The sequence below is a fragment of the Ideonella azotifigens genome (assembly GCF_021043325.1).
Taxonomy (GTDB): Bacteria; Pseudomonadota; Gammaproteobacteria; order Burkholderiales; family Burkholderiaceae_C; genus Ideonella; species Ideonella azotifigens.
Map to the genome: position 1 here is coordinate 80971 of NZ_JAJNKD010000001.1, position 18927 is coordinate 99897.

19 protein-coding genes are annotated in these 18927 nt (G+C 67.9%); 14 read left to right on the forward strand and 5 right to left on the reverse strand.

Annotated elements, in window-relative coordinates; genetic code table 11:
- The first annotated feature begins 5 nt into the window (after positions 1–5).
- From LRH25_RS00385 to LRH25_RS00420, 8 genes are read left to right on the forward strand one after another with little or no spacing between them, the layout of a single operon-like run.
- Positions 6–1079, forward strand: a complete 1074-nt coding sequence (locus LRH25_RS00385; protein ID WP_141291450.1) for a class I SAM-dependent methyltransferase — start codon at positions 6–8, stop codon at positions 1077–1079.
- Positions 1076–1654, forward strand: coding sequence for a DUF3261 domain-containing protein (locus LRH25_RS00390; protein ID WP_141291448.1), 579 nt, complete (start codon positions 1076–1078; stop codon positions 1652–1654). The genes LRH25_RS00385 and LRH25_RS00390 overlap by 4 nt, the downstream gene beginning before the upstream one ends.
- Positions 1651–2850: a beta-ketoacyl-ACP synthase gene (locus LRH25_RS00395; protein WP_231010001.1), complete on the forward strand. Its 1200-nt coding sequence runs from the start codon at positions 1651–1653 to the stop codon at positions 2848–2850. The genes LRH25_RS00390 and LRH25_RS00395 overlap by 4 nt, the downstream gene beginning before the upstream one ends.
- Positions 2843–3316, forward strand: coding sequence for a hotdog family protein (locus tag LRH25_RS00400; RefSeq protein ID WP_141289876.1), 474 nt, complete (start codon positions 2843–2845; stop codon positions 3314–3316). The genes LRH25_RS00395 and LRH25_RS00400 overlap by 8 nt, the downstream gene beginning before the upstream one ends.
- Positions 3317–3318: 2 nt before the next feature.
- The gene (gene fabG / locus LRH25_RS00405) at positions 3319–4056 is read left to right on the forward strand and encodes a 3-oxoacyl-ACP reductase FabG (protein WP_375140609.1); all 738 of its coding nucleotides are present in this window, start codon (positions 3319–3321) and stop codon (positions 4054–4056) included.
- Positions 4053–5288, forward strand: a complete 1236-nt coding sequence (locus LRH25_RS00410) for a beta-ketoacyl-ACP synthase (RefSeq protein ID WP_141289874.1) — start codon at positions 4053–4055, stop codon at positions 5286–5288. The genes fabG and LRH25_RS00410 overlap by 4 nt, the downstream gene beginning before the upstream one ends.
- A 25-nt stretch (positions 5289–5313) precedes the next feature.
- On the forward strand, positions 5314–5760 hold the full coding sequence (locus LRH25_RS00415) for an excinuclease ATPase subunit (protein WP_141289873.1): 447 nt from the start codon (positions 5314–5316) through the stop codon (positions 5758–5760).
- Positions 5761–5799: 39 nt separating this feature from the next.
- Positions 5800–6480 (forward strand): 4'-phosphopantetheinyl transferase family protein, encoded by a 681-nt coding sequence (locus tag LRH25_RS00420; protein WP_170201012.1) that lies wholly within the window; start codon positions 5800–5802, stop codon positions 6478–6480.
- Here the strand turns inward: LRH25_RS00420 and LRH25_RS00425 are convergent.
- Genes LRH25_RS00425 through LRH25_RS00435 form a run of 3 tightly spaced genes read right to left on the reverse strand, consistent with a single transcriptional unit; the run spans position 6443 to position 8560 of the window.
- Positions 6443–6970, reverse strand: a complete 528-nt coding sequence (locus LRH25_RS00425; RefSeq protein WP_141289871.1) for a TPM domain-containing protein — start codon at positions 6968–6970, stop codon at positions 6443–6445. The two genes, LRH25_RS00420 and LRH25_RS00425, sit on opposite strands and share 38 nt — an antisense overlap.
- Complete coding sequence (locus LRH25_RS00430) at positions 6970–7923, reverse strand: TPM domain-containing protein (protein WP_231010002.1); 954 nt, start codon at positions 7921–7923, stop codon at positions 6970–6972. The genes LRH25_RS00425 and LRH25_RS00430 overlap by 1 nt, the downstream gene beginning before the upstream one ends.
- Positions 7924–7930: 7 nt before the next feature.
- Positions 7931–8560, reverse strand: a complete 630-nt coding sequence (locus LRH25_RS00435) for a LemA family protein (protein WP_141290782.1) — start codon at positions 8558–8560, stop codon at positions 7931–7933.
- A 111-nt stretch (positions 8561–8671) separates the two neighbouring features.
- On the opposite strand from LRH25_RS00435, the gene hemE reads away from it, so the two are divergent.
- The 3 genes from hemE to LRH25_RS00450 all read left to right on the forward strand — a co-directional run bounded on the left by hemE (position 8672) and on the right by LRH25_RS00450 (position 12954).
- On the forward strand, positions 8672–9772 hold the full coding sequence (gene hemE, locus LRH25_RS00440) for a uroporphyrinogen decarboxylase (protein ID WP_141290785.1): 1101 nt from the start codon (positions 8672–8674) through the stop codon (positions 9770–9772).
- Positions 9773–10173: 401 nt separating this feature from the next.
- A complete protein-coding gene (priA, locus tag LRH25_RS00445) occupies positions 10174–12390 on the forward strand; it encodes a replication restart helicase PriA (protein ID WP_231010247.1) in 2217 nt (738 codons plus the stop codon).
- A 183-nt stretch (positions 12391–12573) separates the two neighbouring features.
- Positions 12574–12954 carry a glutaredoxin family protein gene (locus LRH25_RS00450; protein ID WP_141289638.1) on the forward strand — a complete coding sequence of 127 codons (381 nt, stop codon included), beginning with the start codon at positions 12574–12576 and terminating at the stop codon, positions 12952–12954.
- 546 nt (positions 12955–13500) lie between these two features.
- On the opposite strand, the gene LRH25_RS00460 is transcribed toward LRH25_RS00450, so the two are convergent.
- Both LRH25_RS00460 and LRH25_RS00465 read right to left on the reverse strand, forming a co-directional pair.
- Positions 13501–14205 (reverse strand): hypothetical protein, encoded by a 705-nt coding sequence (locus LRH25_RS00460; protein ID WP_141289637.1) that lies wholly within the window; start codon positions 14203–14205, stop codon positions 13501–13503.
- Between the two features lie 526 nt (positions 14206–14731).
- Positions 14732–15562 (reverse strand): nucleotide-binding protein, encoded by an 831-nt coding sequence (locus LRH25_RS00465; RefSeq protein WP_141289636.1) that lies wholly within the window; start codon positions 15560–15562, stop codon positions 14732–14734.
- A gap of 197 nt (positions 15563–15759) precedes the next feature.
- On the opposite strand from LRH25_RS00465, the gene LRH25_RS00470 reads away from it, so the two are divergent.
- The 3 genes from LRH25_RS00470 to LRH25_RS00480 all read left to right on the forward strand — a co-directional run bounded on the left by LRH25_RS00470 (position 15760) and on the right by LRH25_RS00480 (position 18901).
- On the forward strand, positions 15760–16899 hold the full coding sequence (locus tag LRH25_RS00470) for a sensor histidine kinase (protein WP_231010003.1): 1140 nt from the start codon (positions 15760–15762) through the stop codon (positions 16897–16899).
- Entirely contained in the window at positions 16896–17624 is a 729-nt protein-coding gene (locus tag LRH25_RS00475) for a LytR/AlgR family response regulator transcription factor (RefSeq protein WP_231010004.1), read from the forward strand. The genes LRH25_RS00470 and LRH25_RS00475 overlap by 4 nt, the downstream gene beginning before the upstream one ends.
- An 80-nt stretch (positions 17625–17704) precedes the next feature.
- On the forward strand, positions 17705–18901 hold the full coding sequence (locus tag LRH25_RS00480) for an acyltransferase family protein (protein ID WP_141286200.1): 1197 nt from the start codon (positions 17705–17707) through the stop codon (positions 18899–18901).
- The last annotated feature ends 26 nt before the right edge of the window (positions 18902–18927 follow it).

The following is an 18927-nucleotide window of genomic DNA, read 5'->3' on the forward strand; positions in this document are numbered from 1 at the left end:
CCTTCATGCTGGACAAGAAGTTTTCCCCCGAGCCGCAGCACGCGTTTGCAGCCCGTTTCGAGGCCCAGAAGATCGCCTTTGGCCCGGTCGTTTTCCACTGCGTGCGCTACGCCTGGAAGCGCGGCCTGCTGCAGGCGCTGGCCAAGGCGGGAGACCGCGGGCTGACGCAGGCGCAGCTGCTGGCCAACGGCGAGTGGAGCGACTACGCGCTGAAAGTGGTGCTGGAGTCCTGCCTGTCGGCCGGCGTGCTGCTGCGCGCCGACGGGCGTTGGGTGCTGGACAAGACCGGCTACTGCATCCTCAGCGACCGCATGACCCAGGTCAATTTCGACTTCGTGCACGACGTCTGCTACCAGGGCCTGTTCGAGCTGGAACGCTCGCTGGATGCGCAGCAGCCGCTGGGCCTGGCCCACCTGGGCGACTGGCCCACGCTGTACCAGGGCATGGCCGAGCTGCCAGAGCCAGCCAAGAGCAGCTGGTTCGCGTTCGATCACCTTTATTCAGACACCTCTTTTCCGGACGTACTGCCCGATGTGTTCGCCACCGGCCCGCGCCGGGTGATGGACGTGGGCGCCAACACCGGCAAGTTCAGCCTGGCCGCGCTGGGCTACCAGCCCGAGGTGGCGCTGCACTTGGTGGACCTGCCGCAGCAACTGGCGGTGGCCGCGCAAAACCTGGCGGACGCCGGCCTGTCCGCGCGCGCCAGCCTGCACCCGGTGGACCTGCTGGACACGGCATGTGCCTTGCCGGGCGAGATGGACCTGGTGTGGATGAGCCAGTTCCTCAGCTGCTTCAGTGAGGACCACATCGCCGGCATCTTCGAGCGCGTGGCCGCGGCGCTGGCGCCGCAGGGCCAGGTGCTGGTGATGGACACCTTCTGGGACCGCCAGCGCTACGACATTGCCGCGTACTGCCTGATCAACACCTCACCCTATTTCACTGCCATGGCCAGCGGCAACAGCAAGGTCTACGAGAGCGCAGACTATGTGCGCCTGGCCGAGCGCGCCGGCCTGAAGCTGCTGACCACGCGCGACGGCATTGGCTACTGCCACAGCCTGCTGAGGTTTGCTCACGCATGATCGTCCATTCCCGTCGCCTTTGGCTGGCCAGCGTCGTGTTGGGCCTGTGCGCCTGCGCCGCCGCGCCGGTGGCCGAGCGGCACGAGCTGCCGATGCTGCGGCTGTCACCCGCTTTGCTCACCGAGTCCGCCAGCCTGCAGCAGCGCCTGCGCGTCACGCGGCTGGACGACGGCCGTGTCGCCGCCCAGTCGATTGACGTGCAGTTGCAACTCGAACCCGGCGGCCTGCTGCTGGCCGCTTTTGCACTGGGCCAGCGCGTGCTGCTGCTGCAATGGGACGGGCAGGATCTGCAGGAACAGCGCCACGCGATGCTGCCGGCCAGCGTGGACGCGGCCCACTTGTTGCGCGACATGAGCCTGGTCTACTGGCCGGCCGCCAGCGTGCAGCAGGCGCTGCCACAGGGCTGGTCGTTCATCGAAACCGAGGCCGGCCGCGAGCTGCGGCACGACGGGCAGCTGGCCGTCAGCATTCGCATCGACGGCCCGTTGCTGGGCCGCAGCCAGGTGCAGCTGCGCAACCTGCAGGAGCACTACGCGTTGCAGATCGAGTCTGCGCCGCAGGAGGGCGCACCTTGAGTGGCGCGGTCTACCTGCATGCTTTGGGCTTGACCTGCGCGCTGGGCGAAGGCCAGGCGGCGGTGCGCGCCGGGCTGTTTGCCGACGCGCCGGGCGGCGTGGCCGAGAACACCGCGATCTGGCCCGGCCGCAGCCTGCACCTGGGCGCCGTCACGTCACCGTTGCCCAGCGTCGACCACCTCCCGCTGCGCCACCGCAGCCGCAACAACGCGCTGCTGCTCAGCGCGCTGGCGCAGATCCGCGCCGAGGTGGATGCGGCCATCGCGCGGCACGGCGCCGCACGGGTCGCGGTGGTGCTGGGCACCAGCACCTCGGGTGTGGGCGAGAGCGAGCTGGCCTTCGAGCGGCAGGCGCGCGAAGGCGGTTTCCCGCTCAGCTTCGACCTGGGGCAGCAGGAAATCGGCTCCCCCGCACTGATGCTGGGCGAGCTGCTGGCACTGGGCGGGCCGTGCCACGTGGTGTCCACCGCCTGCTCGTCCAGTGCCAAGGCCATGGCCAGCGCCGCGCGGCTGTTGCGCGCCGGCATGTGCGACGCGGTGATTACCGGCGGTGCCGATTCGCTGTGTCGCTTCACGGTGGCCGGCTTTGCCGCGCTGGAGTCGGTGGACCCACAGCGCTGCAACCCGATGAGCGTGCACCGGCACGGCATCAACATCGGCGAAGCCGCGGCGCTGTTCCTGATGACTCGCGAACCGGGGCCGGTGCGGCTCTCGGGCTGGGGTGAAAGCTCGGACGCGCACCACATTTCGGCCCCCGAGCCCAGCGGCGCCGGCGCGCTGGCCGCGATGCGGCAGGCGCTGGCCCGGGCGGGCCTGCAGCCGCAGGACATCGATTACCTGAACCTGCACGGCACCGCCACGCCGCAAAATGATGCGATGGAAAGCCGCGCCGTGATGCAGCTGCTGGGCGAGAGCGTAGCCTGCAGCTCGACCAAACCGCTGTCCGGCCACACGCTGGGGGCTGCGGGCGCGCTGGAGGCGGCGTTTGCCTGGCTGTGCCTGGTGGGCAACCCACAGGGCAAGCTGCCGCCGCACTGGTGGGACGGCGCCGCCGACCCGCAGCTGCCGCCACTGAACCTGGCGCACCCCGGCCAATCGCTGGGCCGCCCGCTGCGCCACGTGCTGAGCAATTCCTTTGCCTTTGGCGGCAGCAATGCCGCGCTGGTGCTGAGTGCGGAAGAGGCGCCTCATGGCTGACACCGAGGACTGGCAGATCCAGGAACTGGTGCCGCACGCGGGCCGCATGTGCCTGCTGGATCGGCTGGTGTCGGTCGAGGGCGAGACCTTGATTGCCGAAGTCGAATTGCGCGAGGACCACCTGTTCCTCGACAGCCTGGGGCCGGGCACTGGCGTGGGCGCGTGGGTCGGCATCGAATACATGGCGCAGGCGGTCGCGGCCTGGGCTGGTGCGCAGGCGCGGGCTGCGGGCGAAGCACCGAAAATCGGCTTCCTGCTCGGCAGCCGGCGCTACCGCTGCGAGCTGCCGCGTTTTGAACGCGGGCAGGTGCTGCAGGTGGTGGCAAGGCGCGAGTACCAGGCCGACAACGGCCTGGGCCAGTTCGCTTGCGAGATCCGGTTGGCAGACCGGGTGGTCGCGAGCGCGCAGGTCACCGTCTTCGGTCCCGATGATCCCGAAAAATTCATCAGAGGCGAGACAACATGACGATGACATCGACGGCGAAGACCGTGCTGGTCACCGGCTCCAGCCGCGGTATCGGCCGAGCGATCGCGCTGCGGCTGGCGCAGGACGGGTATGACTTGGTGCTGCATTGCCGCAGCCAGCTCGAGGAAGCTCGGAAGGTGGCACAGCAGATTGCTACGCTGGGTCGCCAGGCCCGGGTGCTGCAGTTCAACGTGGCCGAGCGCGAGCGCGTGGCCGAGATCCTGCTGGCCGACGTGGAAGCGCACGGCTGCTACTACGGCGTGGTCTGCAATGCCGGCATCGCGCGCGACGGCGCCTTCCCGGCGCTGAGTGGCGAAGACTGGGACCAGGTCATCCACACCAACCTGGACAGCTTCTACAACGTGCTGCAGCCGCTGACGCTGCCACTCGTGCGCCGCCGCCAGCCCGGCCGCATCGTCACGCTGGCGTCTGTCTCGGGGCTGATGGGCAACCGCGGCCAGGTCAATTACAGCGCGGCCAAGGCCGGTATCATCGGCGCGAGCAAGGCACTGGCGGTCGAGCTGGCCAGCCGCGGCATCACGGTCAACTGCGTGGCGCCGGGCCTGATCGCCACCGAGATGGTGGACGAGCGGGTGCTGGAAGAGGCGATGAAGATGATTCCTGCCAAGCGCGTCGGAAAACCCGAAGAGGTGGCGGCACTGGTGGCCTTCCTGATGAGTCCGGACGCCGCCTACATCACGCGGCAGGTGATTTCGGTGAACGGGGGGATGGTGGGATGAGCAGGCGCGTTGTCGTCACAGGCAGGGGCGCGATCAGCCCGCTGGGTACCGGCTGGATCACGGTCGAGGCCAAGCTGAAGGCCGGCCACAACGCGGTTCAACGCATGGCCGAATGGGCTGGCTACGAAGGCCTGAACACGCAGATCGGCGCACCGGCTGCGGCCTTCGAACTGCCGCCCGAGCGCTACCACCGCAAGAGCATGCGCAGCATGGGCCGTGTCGCGCTGATGGCCACGCGCGCCAGCGAAATGGCGCTGGCCGATGCCGGCCTGCTGGGCGACGAGTGGTTGAAGAGCGGCGAGGTCGGCATCTCGTACGGCTCGTCTTCCGGCACGCCCAAGGCGATTGGCGACTTCGGCCGCATGATGCTGGAGAAGAGCACCGAAGGCATCAACGCGACGACCTACATCAAGATGATGTCGCACAGCGCCGCGGTCAACATCGGCGTGTTCTTCGGCCTCACAGGCCGCATCGTTCCCACCAGCAGCGCCTGCACCTCGGGCAGCCAGGGCATTGGCTACGCCTACGAGATGATCCGCCATGGCCAGCAGGTGGCGATGCTGGCCGGCGGCGCCGAGGAGCTGGACGCCACTCAGGCGGCAGTCTTCGACACCTTGTTCGCCACCAGCGTGAAGCACAACGACACGCCCGAGCTGAGCCCTCGGCCCTTCGACGCCAACCGCGACGGCCTGGTGCTGGGCGAAGGCGCCTGCACGCTTGTGCTGGAAGAGCTGGAACACGCGCGGGCCCGCGGCGCCACCATACACGCCGAGGTCGTTGGCTTCGGCACCAACAGCGATGGCAGTCACGTCACGCAGCCGAATGCGCCGACCATGGCGCAGGCCATCCGCCTGGCGCTCAAAAGCGCTGGCCTGGACCCGGCCGCGATTCCCTACATCAACGCACACGGCACCGCGACCGACCATGGCGACGTGGCCGAGTCGCAGGCCACGCACCAGGTTTTCGGACCCAGGGTCGCCATCTCTTCGCTGAAGAGCTACATGGGCCACACGCTGGGCGCCTGCGGTGCGCTCGAAGCCTGGATGAGCATCGAGATGATGCGCAGCGGCTGGTTCGCGCCCACGCTCAACCTCACGCAGGTGGACCCGCGCTGCGCCGAACTGGACTACGTTACCGGCAACGGCCGCGCGTTGCAGACCGAGCTGGTGATGAGCAACAACTTCGCTTTCGGCGGCATCAACACTTCGCTGATCTTCAAGCGATTCGACTGACCCCCAAAACCTCAAAGGAGCTGACATGAAAAAAACCGGTCGACTGGCCTTCGCCACGCTGGCCCTGCTGGCGGGCATGCCGCTGGCCCAGGCACGCGACTCCATCCTGAACATTCCGCTGGAAGAGGTGCTGGCCCTGCCCGAGGCCAAGACCAAGCTGGACGGCAGCGTCAAGTTCTACCTGAAGGGCCAGGCCACGCCGGCGGTCACGCGCCGCATGGGCTCGGATGTGTCCAACCCCAAGACCAATGGTTTTGGGAAGTCCGATGAGTTCGGCTGCAAGTGGGCCATCCTGACCGCGTTGATCAACTTCCAGGCCAGTGCCAAACGCGAAGGCGCCAATGCGGTGGTCGACATCGTCAGCTACTACAAGAAGAACGAAACCCAGAGCCCGACGACGATCGAGTGCCACGCCGGCGCCCTCATCATCGGCGCGGCGCTGAAGGGTGATTACGCCATCATCAAGGACTGAGTGCCTCGACGCACCGTCTGAGCTGCCCAGGCCACGATCGTGCTGCAAGTCCTGCGGCTGACGCGATGGGCGCAGGCGCAGCCACCCGGCTCGGCGTGGCTGACCGTTGCCGAGCAAACGCGTTGGCATGGGTTCAGCCAGGCCGCGCGCAAACAGACCTACCTGGCCGGCCGCTGGCAGTTGCGAATTGAACTGACAGGACTGCTAGGCGGCGAGCCTGCTGCTCAGCCGGTGGACCTCGCCGCTTCCGGCGCCACCACGCTGGCAGGCACCGGCCTGCACGCCAACCTCTCGCACAGCGGCGACTGGCTGGCGGTGGCGATTGCCGATGCGCCGATCGGCGTGGACATCGAGCAGCTCAATCCCAAACGCGACGTGCTGGGCCTGGCGCAGATGGTCTGCAGCCCGGCGCAGATCGCGTTGCTGCAGGCGCAGCCTGACGCGCTGCTGCGCATGCAGCAGTTCTACCGCTGGTGGACGCTGAAGGAAGCCTGGCTGAAGCACCGTGGGCAGGGGCTGCAATTTCCCACGCTGCAGTCGCTGGCGTTTGAGGCGGCGGGGCCGGACATTGCGCCCGCTGCGAGTGGCATGTTGACGGAGCCGCCGCTGGCCGTCGCTTTGGTCAGCGCCAGTGCGCTGGGGCCACTGCCGGCCTTGCCGACAGGCACGCCCTGGCAGCATCTCAGCCCAGGATCACCACCGCATCCGGCAGCTCGTTGAGCTGGCGTTCACCTGTCAGCGGGAAGTGCTGGCGCAACAAGGCGTCGATCTCGGCCACCGCGTGGCCGAGACCTGGTTCCCATTGGCCCTGGCTGAAGGCCTCGCGCAGCCCGGCGATGACGCGGGCCCAGGTGGCAGCGTCGACCTGATGGTTCAAGCCTCGGTCGGCCACCAGCTCGATGGTGCGTTCGGCCAGCAGCAGGTAGACCAGCACACCGTTGTTGTGCTCGGTGTCCCACACGCGCAGCTTGCCGAACATCGCGATGGCGCGTTCACGTGCACCGGCGCGGCGCCAGAGGTAGCTCAATGGCAGGCCGGCTTCGACGCAGATGCGGATCTCACCGCTGTGCCCAGCCTCGCTGGCCGTGACCTGAGCGGCCAGCCGCTGCAGCGCGGCCGGGTTCAACAACCTGCGCGCATCGGTCACATCCCAGCGGCGGTGTTTCAGCAGGCGCAGCAGTCGGCTGCCGCTTCGGTTGGTCGCTGCCATCACCAGTCTCCCGACGCGCCGCCGCCACCAAAGTCGCCACCGCCGCCGGACGAAAAGCCACCGCTGTCGCCGCCGCCACCCCCGCTCCAGCCGCCACCTCCACCGCCCCAGATGACGGGCGGCACAAAGCCGCCACCACCCAGCCCGCCCCGGCCACGCCGCGTGCTGCCAATGCCCAGCAGCCCGACCAGCACCAGCGCACCAATGCCCGCGCCCAGCGCTATGGGCCAGCTGCCGGCCAGCAGGCCCGCCGCGGTGCCTGCGCCGCCTGCGGTGGCGAGGGACCCCAGCTTGCGGCCCAGCATCGCGCTGAGCAGCGCGCCGGCCACCGGCACGCCGAGGAAGAAGAACAAGGCCAGCGACTGCCAGCCGCCGAGCGAGTCGCCCGTCGCGTGGCCGCCTGCACTGCCGTTTTGCACCTGCACGCCGCTGCGCGGCTGCGGTGCCGGCAGGTGCTCGCCGCGGATGCGCGCCATCAGCTGGTCCACGCCGGCATTCAGTCCGCCGGCATAGTCGTTCCGCTGGAACGCGGGCTTGATCGCCCGATCGATGATCTGCCGCGCCGCCAGGTCCGGCACCGCGCCTTCCAGCGCCTTGGCCACCTCGATGCGCACGCGCCGGTCGCCCTTGGCCACGACGACCAGCACCCCGTCGCCTACCTCGCGCCGGCCGATCTTCCATTGGTCCGCCACACGCCAGGCATAGGCCGCGATGTCTTCCTGCTGCGTGCTGGTGACCAGCAGCAGCACGATCTGCGGCCCGGCCTCGGCTTCGAAGCGGGCCAGCTTGCCGTCCAGCGCCTGGACCTGCACAGGCGTGAGCGTGCCGGTCTGGTCGACCACGCGGCCGCTCAGCGGCGGCACGGCCAGTTCGGCCTGCGCTGGCGCAGCGGCCAGCAGGCCCAGCGCAAGGAGGCTCAGCAGCGCGCCAAGCCAGCGGGTGAACAGCCGCATGGCGGGCTTACTTCGAGGCCGGCTTGTCGAAACTGACCGAGGGCGGCGCCGAGATGGCTTTTTCGTTTTCCACCGTGAAGACCGGCTTCACGTCGTAGCCGAACATCTTGGCCGTCAGGTTGGTCGGGAAGCTGCGGGCCAGCACGTTGTAGCCCTGGACCGTCTGGATGTAGCGGTTGCGCGCCACGGTGATGCGGTTTTCGGTGCCTTCGAGTTGCACGCGCAGGTCCTGGAAGCCCTGGTTGGCCTTCAGGTTGGGGTAGTTCTCGGTCACCACCATCAGCCGGCTCAAGGCGCTGGTCAGCTCGCCCTGCGCGGCCTGGAATTTCTGGAAGGCCTCGGGGTTGTTGATCAGCTCCGGCGTAGCCTGGATGGACGTGGCCTTGCTGCGCGCCTCCACCACCTTGGTCAGCGTTTCCTGCTCGAAATTGGCCTCGCCCTTGACGGTCGCCACAAGGTTGGGCACCAGGTCAGCCCGGCGCTGGTATTGGTTCAGCACCTCGGACCAGCCGGCTTTCACCGCCTCGTCCTTTTGCTGGAACTCGTTGTAGCCGCAGCCGCTCAGGCTGGCGGTCAGCGCGGCGGCGCCCAGCGTCAGGGCCAGCGTGCGGGACAGGCCGCTCCAGGTCAGGTACATGTTGATCTCCATCAGAAAACAGGTGACAGCCGCCCAGGCATGAGGCAGCGTTCCCGCTCAAGATGAGGGGTGCACGGCGGGCTTCAAGCGGCCCGGCAGGATAATCGCTTCATGTTCGCCCCGCTGCAAAACGACACCTTCCTGCGCGCCTGCCTGCGCAAGCCCACCACGCACACGCCCGTCTGGCTGATGCGGCAGGCTGGCCGCTACCTGCCGGAGTACCGCGAGACGCGGGCCAAGGCCGGCAGCTTCATGGGCCTGGCAACCAACACCGAATACGCCACCGAGGTCACGCTGCAGCCGCTGGAGCGCTACCCGCTGGACGCCGCCATCCTGTTTTCCGACATCCTCACGGTGCCCGACGCGATGGGCCTGGGGCTGTCATTCCAGCAGGGCGAAGGGCCGCGTTTCGCCTACCCGGTGCGGGACGAGGCGGCCGTGCAGGCGCTGGCCGTGCCGGACATGGACAAGCTGCGCTACGTGTTCGACGCCGTCACCTCCATCCGCCGCGCGCTGAACGGCCGGGTGCCGCTGATCGGCTTCTCCGGCAGTCCGTGGACTTTGGCCTGCTACATGGTCGAAGGTGCCGGATCAGACGACTACCGCCAGGTCAAGAGCATGCTCTACAGCCGGCCGGACCTGATGCACCGCATGCTGCAGGTCAATGCCGACGCGGTGGCGCTCTACCTGAACACCCAGATCGAGGCTGGCGCACAGGCGGTGATGATCTTCGACAGTTGGGGCGGCGTGCTGGCGGACGGCGCCTTCCAGCGTTTTTCGCTGGACTACACCCGCCGCGTGGTCTCGCAGCTCAAGCGCGAGCAGGGCGGCGAGCGGGTGCCGGTGATCGTCTTCACCAAGGGCGGCGGCCTGTGGCTGCGGCAGATCGCCGAATGCGGCGCCGACGTGGTCGGCCTGGACTGGACCGTGAACCTGGGCGAAGCCAGGCAGCGGGTCGGCGCGAGTGTCGCCCTTCAAGGCAATCTGGACCCGAACGTGCTGTTTGCACCGCCCGAAGTGGTGCAGGCAGAAGCCCGTTTGGTGCTCGACAGCTTTGGCCGGCCGCAGCGCGCGGACGGTGGCTGGGACGGCCATGTGTTCAATCTGGGCCATGGCATCAGCCAGTTCACGCCGCCCGAGCGGGTGCTGGACCTGGTCCAGGCTGTGCACGAACACTCACGGGCCTTGCGCGCCAGCCCCGCCGCGGCCTGACTAGGTGCAAATACCAAGGTCTGTCCGACGGGTTTTGCAGGGTGAGTGAGCGCTCAGGGGCTTGACTTATCCCCAAAAAACTCTAGGCGAGACGGTGGCATAAGCGGCGTTCGCGAAAAGCGGAAAAAATACCGGCGAATCGTGGCAAGTGCTTGATTTGTAATAACAAATGAGCACTGCTCCGAATTGGGGCAATCTGTCGCAAAGCGCGCTGGATCAAGCAGTTAGCGCACGCCGATGAAGCTTTCCCACAAAGTTATCCACAGAAAACCTGCACAAGTGGGAAAGGCGTTTCCAATCATGGGCTTACGGCACCTTTCTCAAAACTGTCACAGAGATGACCTGCAAATGACGGAATGCCCGGGCTTGTGGACAACTGTGACGCTGGGTTCGTCATGTCCATGCCGCACATGACAGCGCCGGCCGACGGCGCCACGCAAGCGAGTGCTCACCGTGTCCGCGTGGCCGTCGAGACTCCCCAGCACGCCGGCATGGCCGATGTGCTGGACTACCTCGCCGAGGCCGAGCTGCCGCCCGGCACGCTGCTGCGTGTGCCGCTGGGCCGGCGCGAACTGCCGGGCGTGGTCTGGCCCGGCGAGCCCAGCGCAGAAGAAGCTGCCAACGCGCTGCCGGCCGGGCAACTGCGACCGGTGCGCGAGGCGCTGCTGGCGCTGGCGCCGCTGCCGCCGGCCTGGTGCCAGCTCGTCGAATTCACCGCACGCTATTACCAGCGCGCCATTGGCGAAGTCGCGCTGGCGGTGCTGCCGCCGGAATTGCGCAAGCTGGACAACACCGGCCTGGCCAAGCGCCTGAAGCGCCTGCACAAGCAGATGGGCCTGCCGGACCCGGACGCCAAGCCGAAGAAGCGCCGAAAGGCCGACCTGCAGCCCGAGCCGGAAGCCGTGCCCGAGGTGCCTGCTTCGCCGCCCGTCCGCCCGGCCTTGACGACCGAACAAGCCGAGGTGCTGGCCCGGCTGTCGCCGCAGTTCGAGGCCGAGGCGCCGGCCTGCCACTTGTTGTTTGGCGTCACTGGCAGCGGCAAGACCGAGGTCTACCTGCGCGCAGCCGAGCAGGCGCTGGCCGCCGGCCGGCAGGCGCTGGTGCTGGTGCCCGAGATCAACCTGACGCCGCAGCTCGAAGCCCGTTTCGCCGAGCGTTTTCCCGGCCGCCGGCTGGTTTCGCTGCACAGCGGGCTGACACCGGCGCAGCGCCTGCAGAACTGGCTCTCGGCGCACGAAGGCCATGCCGAACTGGTGCTGGGCACGCGGCTGGCCATCTTCTGTCCGCTGCCGCGGCTGGGGCTGATCGTCGTCGACGAGGAACACGACCCCAGCTACAAGCAGCAGGACGGCGCGCGTTATTCAGCGCGCGACCTGGCCGTCTACCGCGGCAAGCTGGAGCGCGCGCCGGTGCTGCTGGGCTCGGCCACGCCTTCGCTCGAAACCTGGCAGCACGCCCGCAGCGGCCGCTACCAGCTGCTGACGATGGCGCAGCGCGTGGGCCAGGGCGCGCTGCCGGCCGTGCGCGTGGTCGACATGGCCAAGCAGCCCACGCCCGGCCAGGGCCAGGAGGCGCCGGCCCTGTGTCCGCCGGTGCTGGCGGCGGTGCGCGACCGGATTGAGCGTGGCGAACAAAGCCTGCTGTTCCTGAACCGCCGCGGCTTTGCGCCGGTGCTGAACTGCGGCGCTTGCGGTTGGAAAAGCGGCTGCCCGCACTGCAGCGCCTGGCGCGTCTTCCACAAGCTGGACCGCACGCTGCGCTGCCACCACTGCGGCTTTGCCGAACGTGTGCCCAAGGCCTGCCCGGACTGCGGCAACCTCGACATCCAGCCCGTGGGCCGAGGCACCGAACGCCTGGAAGAACAGATCGCCACGCTGCTGCAAGACGTGGAGCGTCCCGGTGGCGGCAGCGTGCGTGTCGCCCGCATCGACGCCGACACCACCCGCCACAAAGGCAGCCTGGAAGAACAACTGGCCGCGGTGCATGCCGGCGAGGTCGACGTGCTGGTCGGCACGCAGATGATCACCAAGGGCCACGACTTCCGGCGTGTCACGCTGGTCGCCGCCGTCAACCCCGACAGCGCGCTGTTCGCCGCCGACTTCCGTGCCGCCGAGCGCCTGTTCGCCAGCCTGCTGCAGGCGGGCGGACGGGCAGGGCGAGACGCCGAAGCGGCCGCCCGCAGCGAGATGTGGGTGCAGACCTGGAACCCGCAGCACGCGTTGTTCGCCGCGCTGAAGGCGCACGACTTCACCGCCTTCGCCGCCAGCCAGCTGGCCGAGCGCGAAATGGCCGGCCTGCCGCCCTACAGCCACCTCGCGCTGCTGCGCACCGAAGCCCGCGAAGGCCCGGTCGCCGAAGCTTTCCTGCAGCAGGCGCGGGATGCCGCACAAGCCTGGCTCAAGACTCACGGCGGTGCCGACGTGATGCTCTACGCCCCGGTGCCACCGCCCGTCGCCAAAGTCGCCGGCCTGGAACGTCGCCAGATGCTGATCGAGTCGCCCTCGCGCGGCGCGCTGCAACGCCTGCTGGCGAACTGGCTGCCCGAGTTGCACGTATTGCGCAGCTCGCTGAAAGGCATTGCGCGCTGGGCGGTGGATGTGGATCCGTTGAGCATTTGAGCTGACAGCTATTCAATTTCTTGTGCACGGATGATTGGATCGCCCAAAAGAGTGCACCCCCTAAATTTGGGGATAGGGGAGAGGGCTGTTCAGCATAAACTGATTCATCAAACTACTTTACCAAACGCGTTGGGAAACTGGCTAGAGCTGTAGGCCGGCCGACTTTCGTGATTTGCCTTGCGCATGCCAAGTGCTAAATCCATTGCTTTATACGCTGTTACCGTGGTGTTTGGGTTGGGTGTTGGTTACGCCTTGTCGCGTTTTCCGAATATATTGGAGCGGCGTTATCAAGAAGGTGACTATGTGGCCCTCCTCCAGGATCAGAGGACCCGTGTTTTGGTTCTCGGAACGCAAAGCTGCAGCTTTTGCAAACGTGCACGAGCGTACCTGGATCAGCGCCACATCCCGTACGTCTTTGAGGACGTTCAGAGCTCCCGAAGTGCTGCTGCCAAACTCGCCGCAACTGGCGGCGGCGGTGTTCCTGTCGTCATCATTGGCAATCGTCGCATCCAAGGCTTTTGGCCTGAGGAATACGACGTTGCGTTGAAGATCGTTGGTAACTGAAGATGTTGCAGTGCCGCAAGTCGGCGAGCGGATTGCAATCGCCGACGTCTATGAGTCAATAGCATGAAAAAATGGAAATCTCTCCTTGTGTTGTTTGCCATGTCTGTGGCGGCAAGCGCTGCGATGGCTTCTCTTGCGGCGGATTGTTCAAGATTGTGTCGGTCTTTATACCCGGGCAGTACAACTACACCTGAATATCGGGAGTGTTTTGACTATTGCATGGATAATGAAGGCGCGCCGCCCCCCTATCCCTGACCAATGATTGCAAGAATGGGCCATCCCTTAGTGGGGTATGGCCCATGCGTATTGGTTTAACGCAAGGAGCGCTGCCTCTGGGTGACGCTTGGCAGCTCGCCGAACTGCAGCCGGTACGCCTGGTTAAACTTTCTGGCGTTCTGGAAGCCCCAACGCGCTGCATGGGCTGCGCCACTCCATGAAAGGCATTGCGCGCTGGGCGGTGGATGTGGATCCGTTGAGCATTTAAGCGACGGGCGACAGCGTGCAGCGCGAGCTTGGCGGCGATGCGCTGGGGCGCTGCTTCCACACTCACTGGTACAAGTGCCCCGAGTCGCCGGTGATGTTGGCGCCTGGCGTGGGGGAACTGAGGATCACGCGGGCCTTCTTCAGGCTCAGCTCGCCAGTCACCGGCACGCCATTGACCAGAGTGCCACCCACCTGGTTGTAGCTCTTGATCAGCGCGCGCACCACCAACTTCTGGCCGACCACGGCGTCATAGACGGCGCGCAACGTCACCTCCTGCTCGGCGTCCAGTGCGTCCGGGCCGTACCAGAAGGCGCGCGTGTCTTCCACTTGCACCATTGTCTCCAGGTACATGTAGCCGAAGTCCGGCGGAGGCGCCACAAGGCTGAGCTTGAGCTTCATCTTGGCGATGTAACGGATCGGCGTGCCGTCCGGCAGGCCAGGTGCCCAAGCGGTGACCGAGTCGGTGGAGTCCACCTCGGTCTGGCAGCCGAACCATTCGTCGTCGGCGCGGACCTCCCGGTGCAGCTTGAAGCTGCTGGGCATGAAGATGCCGTTGGAACCGCCGGCCTTGCAGTCCACCACGCTGCCATCGGCCGCAGTGCCGCCGGCGCTGATGGGCGTGTTGCTCAGGCCGTTGGTGGTGAGCGTGTTGCTCTCCCAGATTTCGGCACCATAGGCCCAGGCCGACAGGGAGGTTGCGGCGGCGTTGCAGGCACAGGCGAGGGAGATGGCTGCCACGAGGGCGTGGCGAACGAAGCGGTGCGACATGAAAAGTCTCCAGGTTGGCATGGGTGTGAAACCGCTGTACCAGCCGGGGAGTGCAGGCTATCAGCGCCCATGCCAACCCGCCAAGCCTCATTCAAGGGGGGCGCGTCCGGGCCCTGGCTCACTCCCCGCTGCAACTGCGTGGTGCTGGGCAACTCCTAAACCGCAACCGATGCGCCTGGCTGAACTTGCTGGCGTTCTGGAAGCCCCAGCGCAGCACCACGTCTCGCACCGGCAACCGGGGTGCCCCAGCAGTTCGCGGCGGACAGTCTTGAGGCAGCTGCAAGGCGAGGCGCCCAGCTGGGCGTTGAACTGGCGTACCGGGCTGCTGACGCTGAGGCAGGCCGCTTCGGTGATGTCCGCCAAGCCAATCGCGCCCTCTGCATGGGCGTGGATGTCGTCCATCGCCCGGTGCAGGCTGGCAATCCTGGGAGCGAGCCCGCCGCTCTGGCATCCCGCCGTGCGCGGCGCTGCTCCCGGAATGCGCCCGAAATGCGCGGCTTGTGGTGCCACGCCTTTGCAGCTTGGATCAGGCGGCCGAGCGCAGCGCGGTGAAGAACCGGCCCAGGCTCTGGCCCAGCCCCAGCATGGCGGGACCGTTTGCAGCCAAGGGGCTGCCCGTGGCGCCCAGCCGCGTCGGATGGCTGTGCTTGGGCACCGAGGCGGCTGGCATCGCCGTCCGCTCTGCGTGGCCGACTGCCAGCGACGTTTGCCGGCCCTGGGGCGCATTGTTCACCCAGTCCAGCAGACCTTGCCACTGCGCGAGGTCGGTGCGGACCTGTTCGGCGGGCAGGTCGAACAGGCTCAGGCCGTCTTCTGCGGTGCGCGGGTACACGCGGCTGTCGCGCAGCGCGCCCAGGCAGCACACCTGGTGGGACGTGGCCCACCGGTTCAGCAGCGCGATGTCGCGGCTGCGCGCATCCATGCGCATGCCGATCACGGCCAGCCGACAGCGACCCGTGGCCACGCGTGGCAGGCGCAGCAGCTCCGACAGGGACTCCGCGGCAGACTCCCGGTCGAACGCGCTGGGACTCACCGGTACCAGGATCATGTCGGCGTTCATCACCACCCTGGCCAGTTCCAGGCCGTGCATGCCACCGGGGGTGTCCAGCACGACATGGCTCACCCCGGGCGGCGGACGCCGGGCATTGCGGGTGTCCAGGGCCCAGGGCAGGATCTCGGCCGTGCGCGCCAGCGGGTGCGTGGCACGGCGGCGCAGCCAGGCCAGCGAGGACTGCTGACGGTCCACATCGCCCAGCATCACCTTCAACCCGCACTGTGCAAAGTGGCCAGCGAGCTGGGTCGCAAGCGTGCTTTTTCCACTCCCGCCTTTGCGGTTGATGACGGCGACAACAGGCATGGTGGCTCTCGGTACGGGCGGGGCGAAGCGACTGATTTCAGCATCCGAGCTCCGCCGCAGGCGTGCCAGCGCGTTGCAGAACGCAACAAGCATGGCGGCAGGTGCCGGTGCTGCAACATCTGGAAGCCCGGCTTGCGTGGGCGCTACAGGTGAGACGGGGCGGTGCCGGCCCTGAGGGCGGTGATATGGTCCCGCGCATGTCGCCCGAGTCACCGGTCCTGCCCCCTGAGGACTTGCCGCAGACCCCCGCACCGGTGTCGCCGCGCGCGCTCTGGGGTGGCTACGCCGCCATCGTGCTGGTCGTCGGCCTGCTGCAAGGCCTGGCGGAACTGCAGCACTACCTGGAGCGCGGCGGCCAGCACCCCTGGGAGCCGCTGCTGTGGGAGCTCAGCTCGGTCGTCTGCATGGGGGCGCTGGGCGTGGCGGTCTATCGCTGGCATGCGCGGGCCTGGCAGCAGTTGCAGGCCGGTGGCAGCCGGCTGGCGCTGCTGGGCCGGCATGTGCTGGGTGCGCTGGCCTATGCGGTGCTGCACGTGAGCGGCATGTTCGCGCTGCGCTTTGGCTTCTATGCGCTGATGGGCGCGGGCTATGAACCGGGCGGGCCGCTGAAGGTCATGGCCTACGAGCTGGGCAAGGACCTGGTGAGCTACACCGTGATGGTCGCGGTCTGCCATGGCCTCTTGCTGCTGTTTGCCGAGCAGCAGCGCCAGCGCGAGCTGGCCCGGCTGCGCGCGGAGCTGGCCGAGGCCCGGCTGGCGCGGCTGGCCGAGCAGATCCAGCCGCACTTCCTGTTCAACACGCTGAACCTCATTTCCTCTGTCATGTACGAAGACGTGCCGCGCGCCGACCGCATCCTCTGCGACCTGGCCACGCTGCTGCGCCAGGCGCTGGCGGCCGAGCAGGCGGGCCGGCATGCGCTGGACGAGGAGCTGGCGCTGGTGCAGCCCTACCTGTCCCTGATGCAGGCGCGTTTCGGCGAACGGCTGGTGGTGGAGATCGACGTGTCGCCGGCTGCGCGCATCTGCCAGGTGCCGGCGCTGCTCTTGATCTCGCCTGTCGAAAACGCCATCAAGCACGACGTGGCGCAAAGAAGCGGCCCGGTGCGTGTGACGGTGCGCGGCGAGCTGCGGGCCGGCCCGCGCCTTTGGCTGCAGGTGCAGAACAGCGGCGTGACGCCCACGCGTGACGAGCGCGAAGGCGCCATCGGCCTGGCCAACACCCGCGCGCGGCTGCAGGCGCTGTATGGCGACGCGGCCAGCGTCACGCTCGCGCCTGCACCCGGCGGTGGTGGCCAGCTCACCTTGGTCTTGCCTGCGCAAGGGGCGGTCGCCGCATGAAACTGCTGATCGTCGATGACGAACCACCGGCGCGCGCCAAGCTGCGCCGCCTGCTGTCGGACATGCCCGGCGTGACCCTGGTCGGCGAGGCGGCAGATGCCGACGAAGCGCTGGCGCTGGCCATCACGCACGCGCCCGATGCGGCGCTGCTCGACATCCAGCTGCCCGGCCGCAGCGGCCTGGAGCTGGCGCTGCTGCTGCCGCCCGGTGTGGTCTGTGCCTTCTGCACCGCGTTCGACCAGCACGCCGTGCGCGCCTTCGAGCTGAACGCGGTCGACTACCTGCTCAAGCCCTACACCGGCGAGCGCCTGGCCGAGGCCATCGCCCGCATGCAGCAGCGCCTCGCCGCTGCCGGTGCCGCCCCTCGCCGCGGTGCATTGCTCACCGCGCTGCAACAACTGCAGCCGCTGACGGGTGACTGGCTGGTGCCGCAGCGCGGCGGTGGCCTGCGCCGCCTGCCGCTGGCCGAGGTCGAATGGGTGGCCGCGGCGGACAACTACATCGAGCTGCACGCCCCGCCCGCCTGCCACCTGGACCGCCGCACGCTGGCCGAATTCCTCGCCCACCCGGCCGCCAAAGGCTTTGTGCAGGTGCATCGCTCGCATGCGGTGAATCCGGTGCATGTGCTGGGCATCGCGCCGCTGCCGCGCGGCGAGGCCCAGCTGACTTTGCGTTCCGGCGAGACGCTGCGGATTTCGCGCAGCTTCCGCGATGCTTTGAAGTAGATCCGCCAACTCGCCCCAGCCGCCGTCCACTTCGCCCCAGCGCGCTTGAGCGGCGCGCACCGGCCGGCGATGCTGGCGGCATGAACGCTACACCCCTCGCGCCAACCGCAGCCGGGCGCCTCTTTTTCCTCGACTGGCTGCGCATCCTGGCCTTTGCCCTGCTCGTGCCTTACCACGTGGGCATGTACTACGTGAGCTGGGACTGGCATGTGAAGAGCCCGCATGCCGGTGGCGCGATCGAGCCGCTGATGATGCTGACCTCGCCGTGGCGGTTGTCGCTGCTGTTCTTCATTGGCGGCGCGGCCACGCAGGCGCTGCTGCGGCGCGAGAGCGGCCTGGGCTTTGTGGGCCAGCGCAGCAGCCGGCTGCTGTGGCCGCTGCTGTTCGGCATGCTGGTCATCGTGCCGCCGCAGGCCTATGTGCAGGCCCTCACGCAGCTGGGCTTCGTGGGCGACTACGGCGCGTTCATGCAGCGCTACCTGCAGGGCGGCAAGCTGTGCAGCGGCGCCAACTGCATTGACCTGCCGACCTGGAACCACCTCTGGTTCCTGCCCTACCTGTGGGTCTACAGCCTGATCGCCTGGGCACTCGTGCGCTGGGCGCCTAAGCTGCTGGACGCTGCCGCTGCGCGCCTGCCTGTGGGGCCGTGGGGCCTGCTGCTGGGCCTGGCCTTGCCGACCATGGCCGCGCGGCTGATGTACGGCCTGTTCCCCTCCACCCACAACCTGACCTGGGATTGGTACAACCACGCGCAATACCTCTGGGCCTTCGGCCTCGGCATCGTGGGTGCGCGCGCAGGTGACCGGCTGTGGGCCGGACTGCAGGCGCAGCGCTGGCGGGCGCTGGGCCTGGCCTTCGCCGGCTGGGCATTGTTGTGCCTCTATTTCTTCGGCCCCTGGCACGACCAGACCATGCCGGACGGGCTGCTGACAGCCCAGCGCCTGCTGTGGGGTGCCACGCAGTGGTGGGCCATCGTCGCGGCCTGCGGTTTTGCGCGGCGCTGGCTGGACCATGACGGCCCGTGGCGCCGGCGCCTCACCGGCGCGGTCTTCTGCCTGTACGTGATGCACCAGACGGTGATCGTGCTGCTGGCCTGGTGGCTGCAGCCGCTGGCGCTGCCGCCGGTGCCCGAAGGCCTGCTGCTGATCGCGGCCACCTTCGCTGCCAGCGGCGCGGTGTACCTTGCGGCCAGGCATGTGCCGGTGCTGGCGGGGCTGCTGGGCATCGTGCGCGCCAAGCCGCTGCCAAGTGGCTTGCCGGCCCGGTCACTGGCCTGATACGCGCCGCAGCGAGCCTGGCTTTG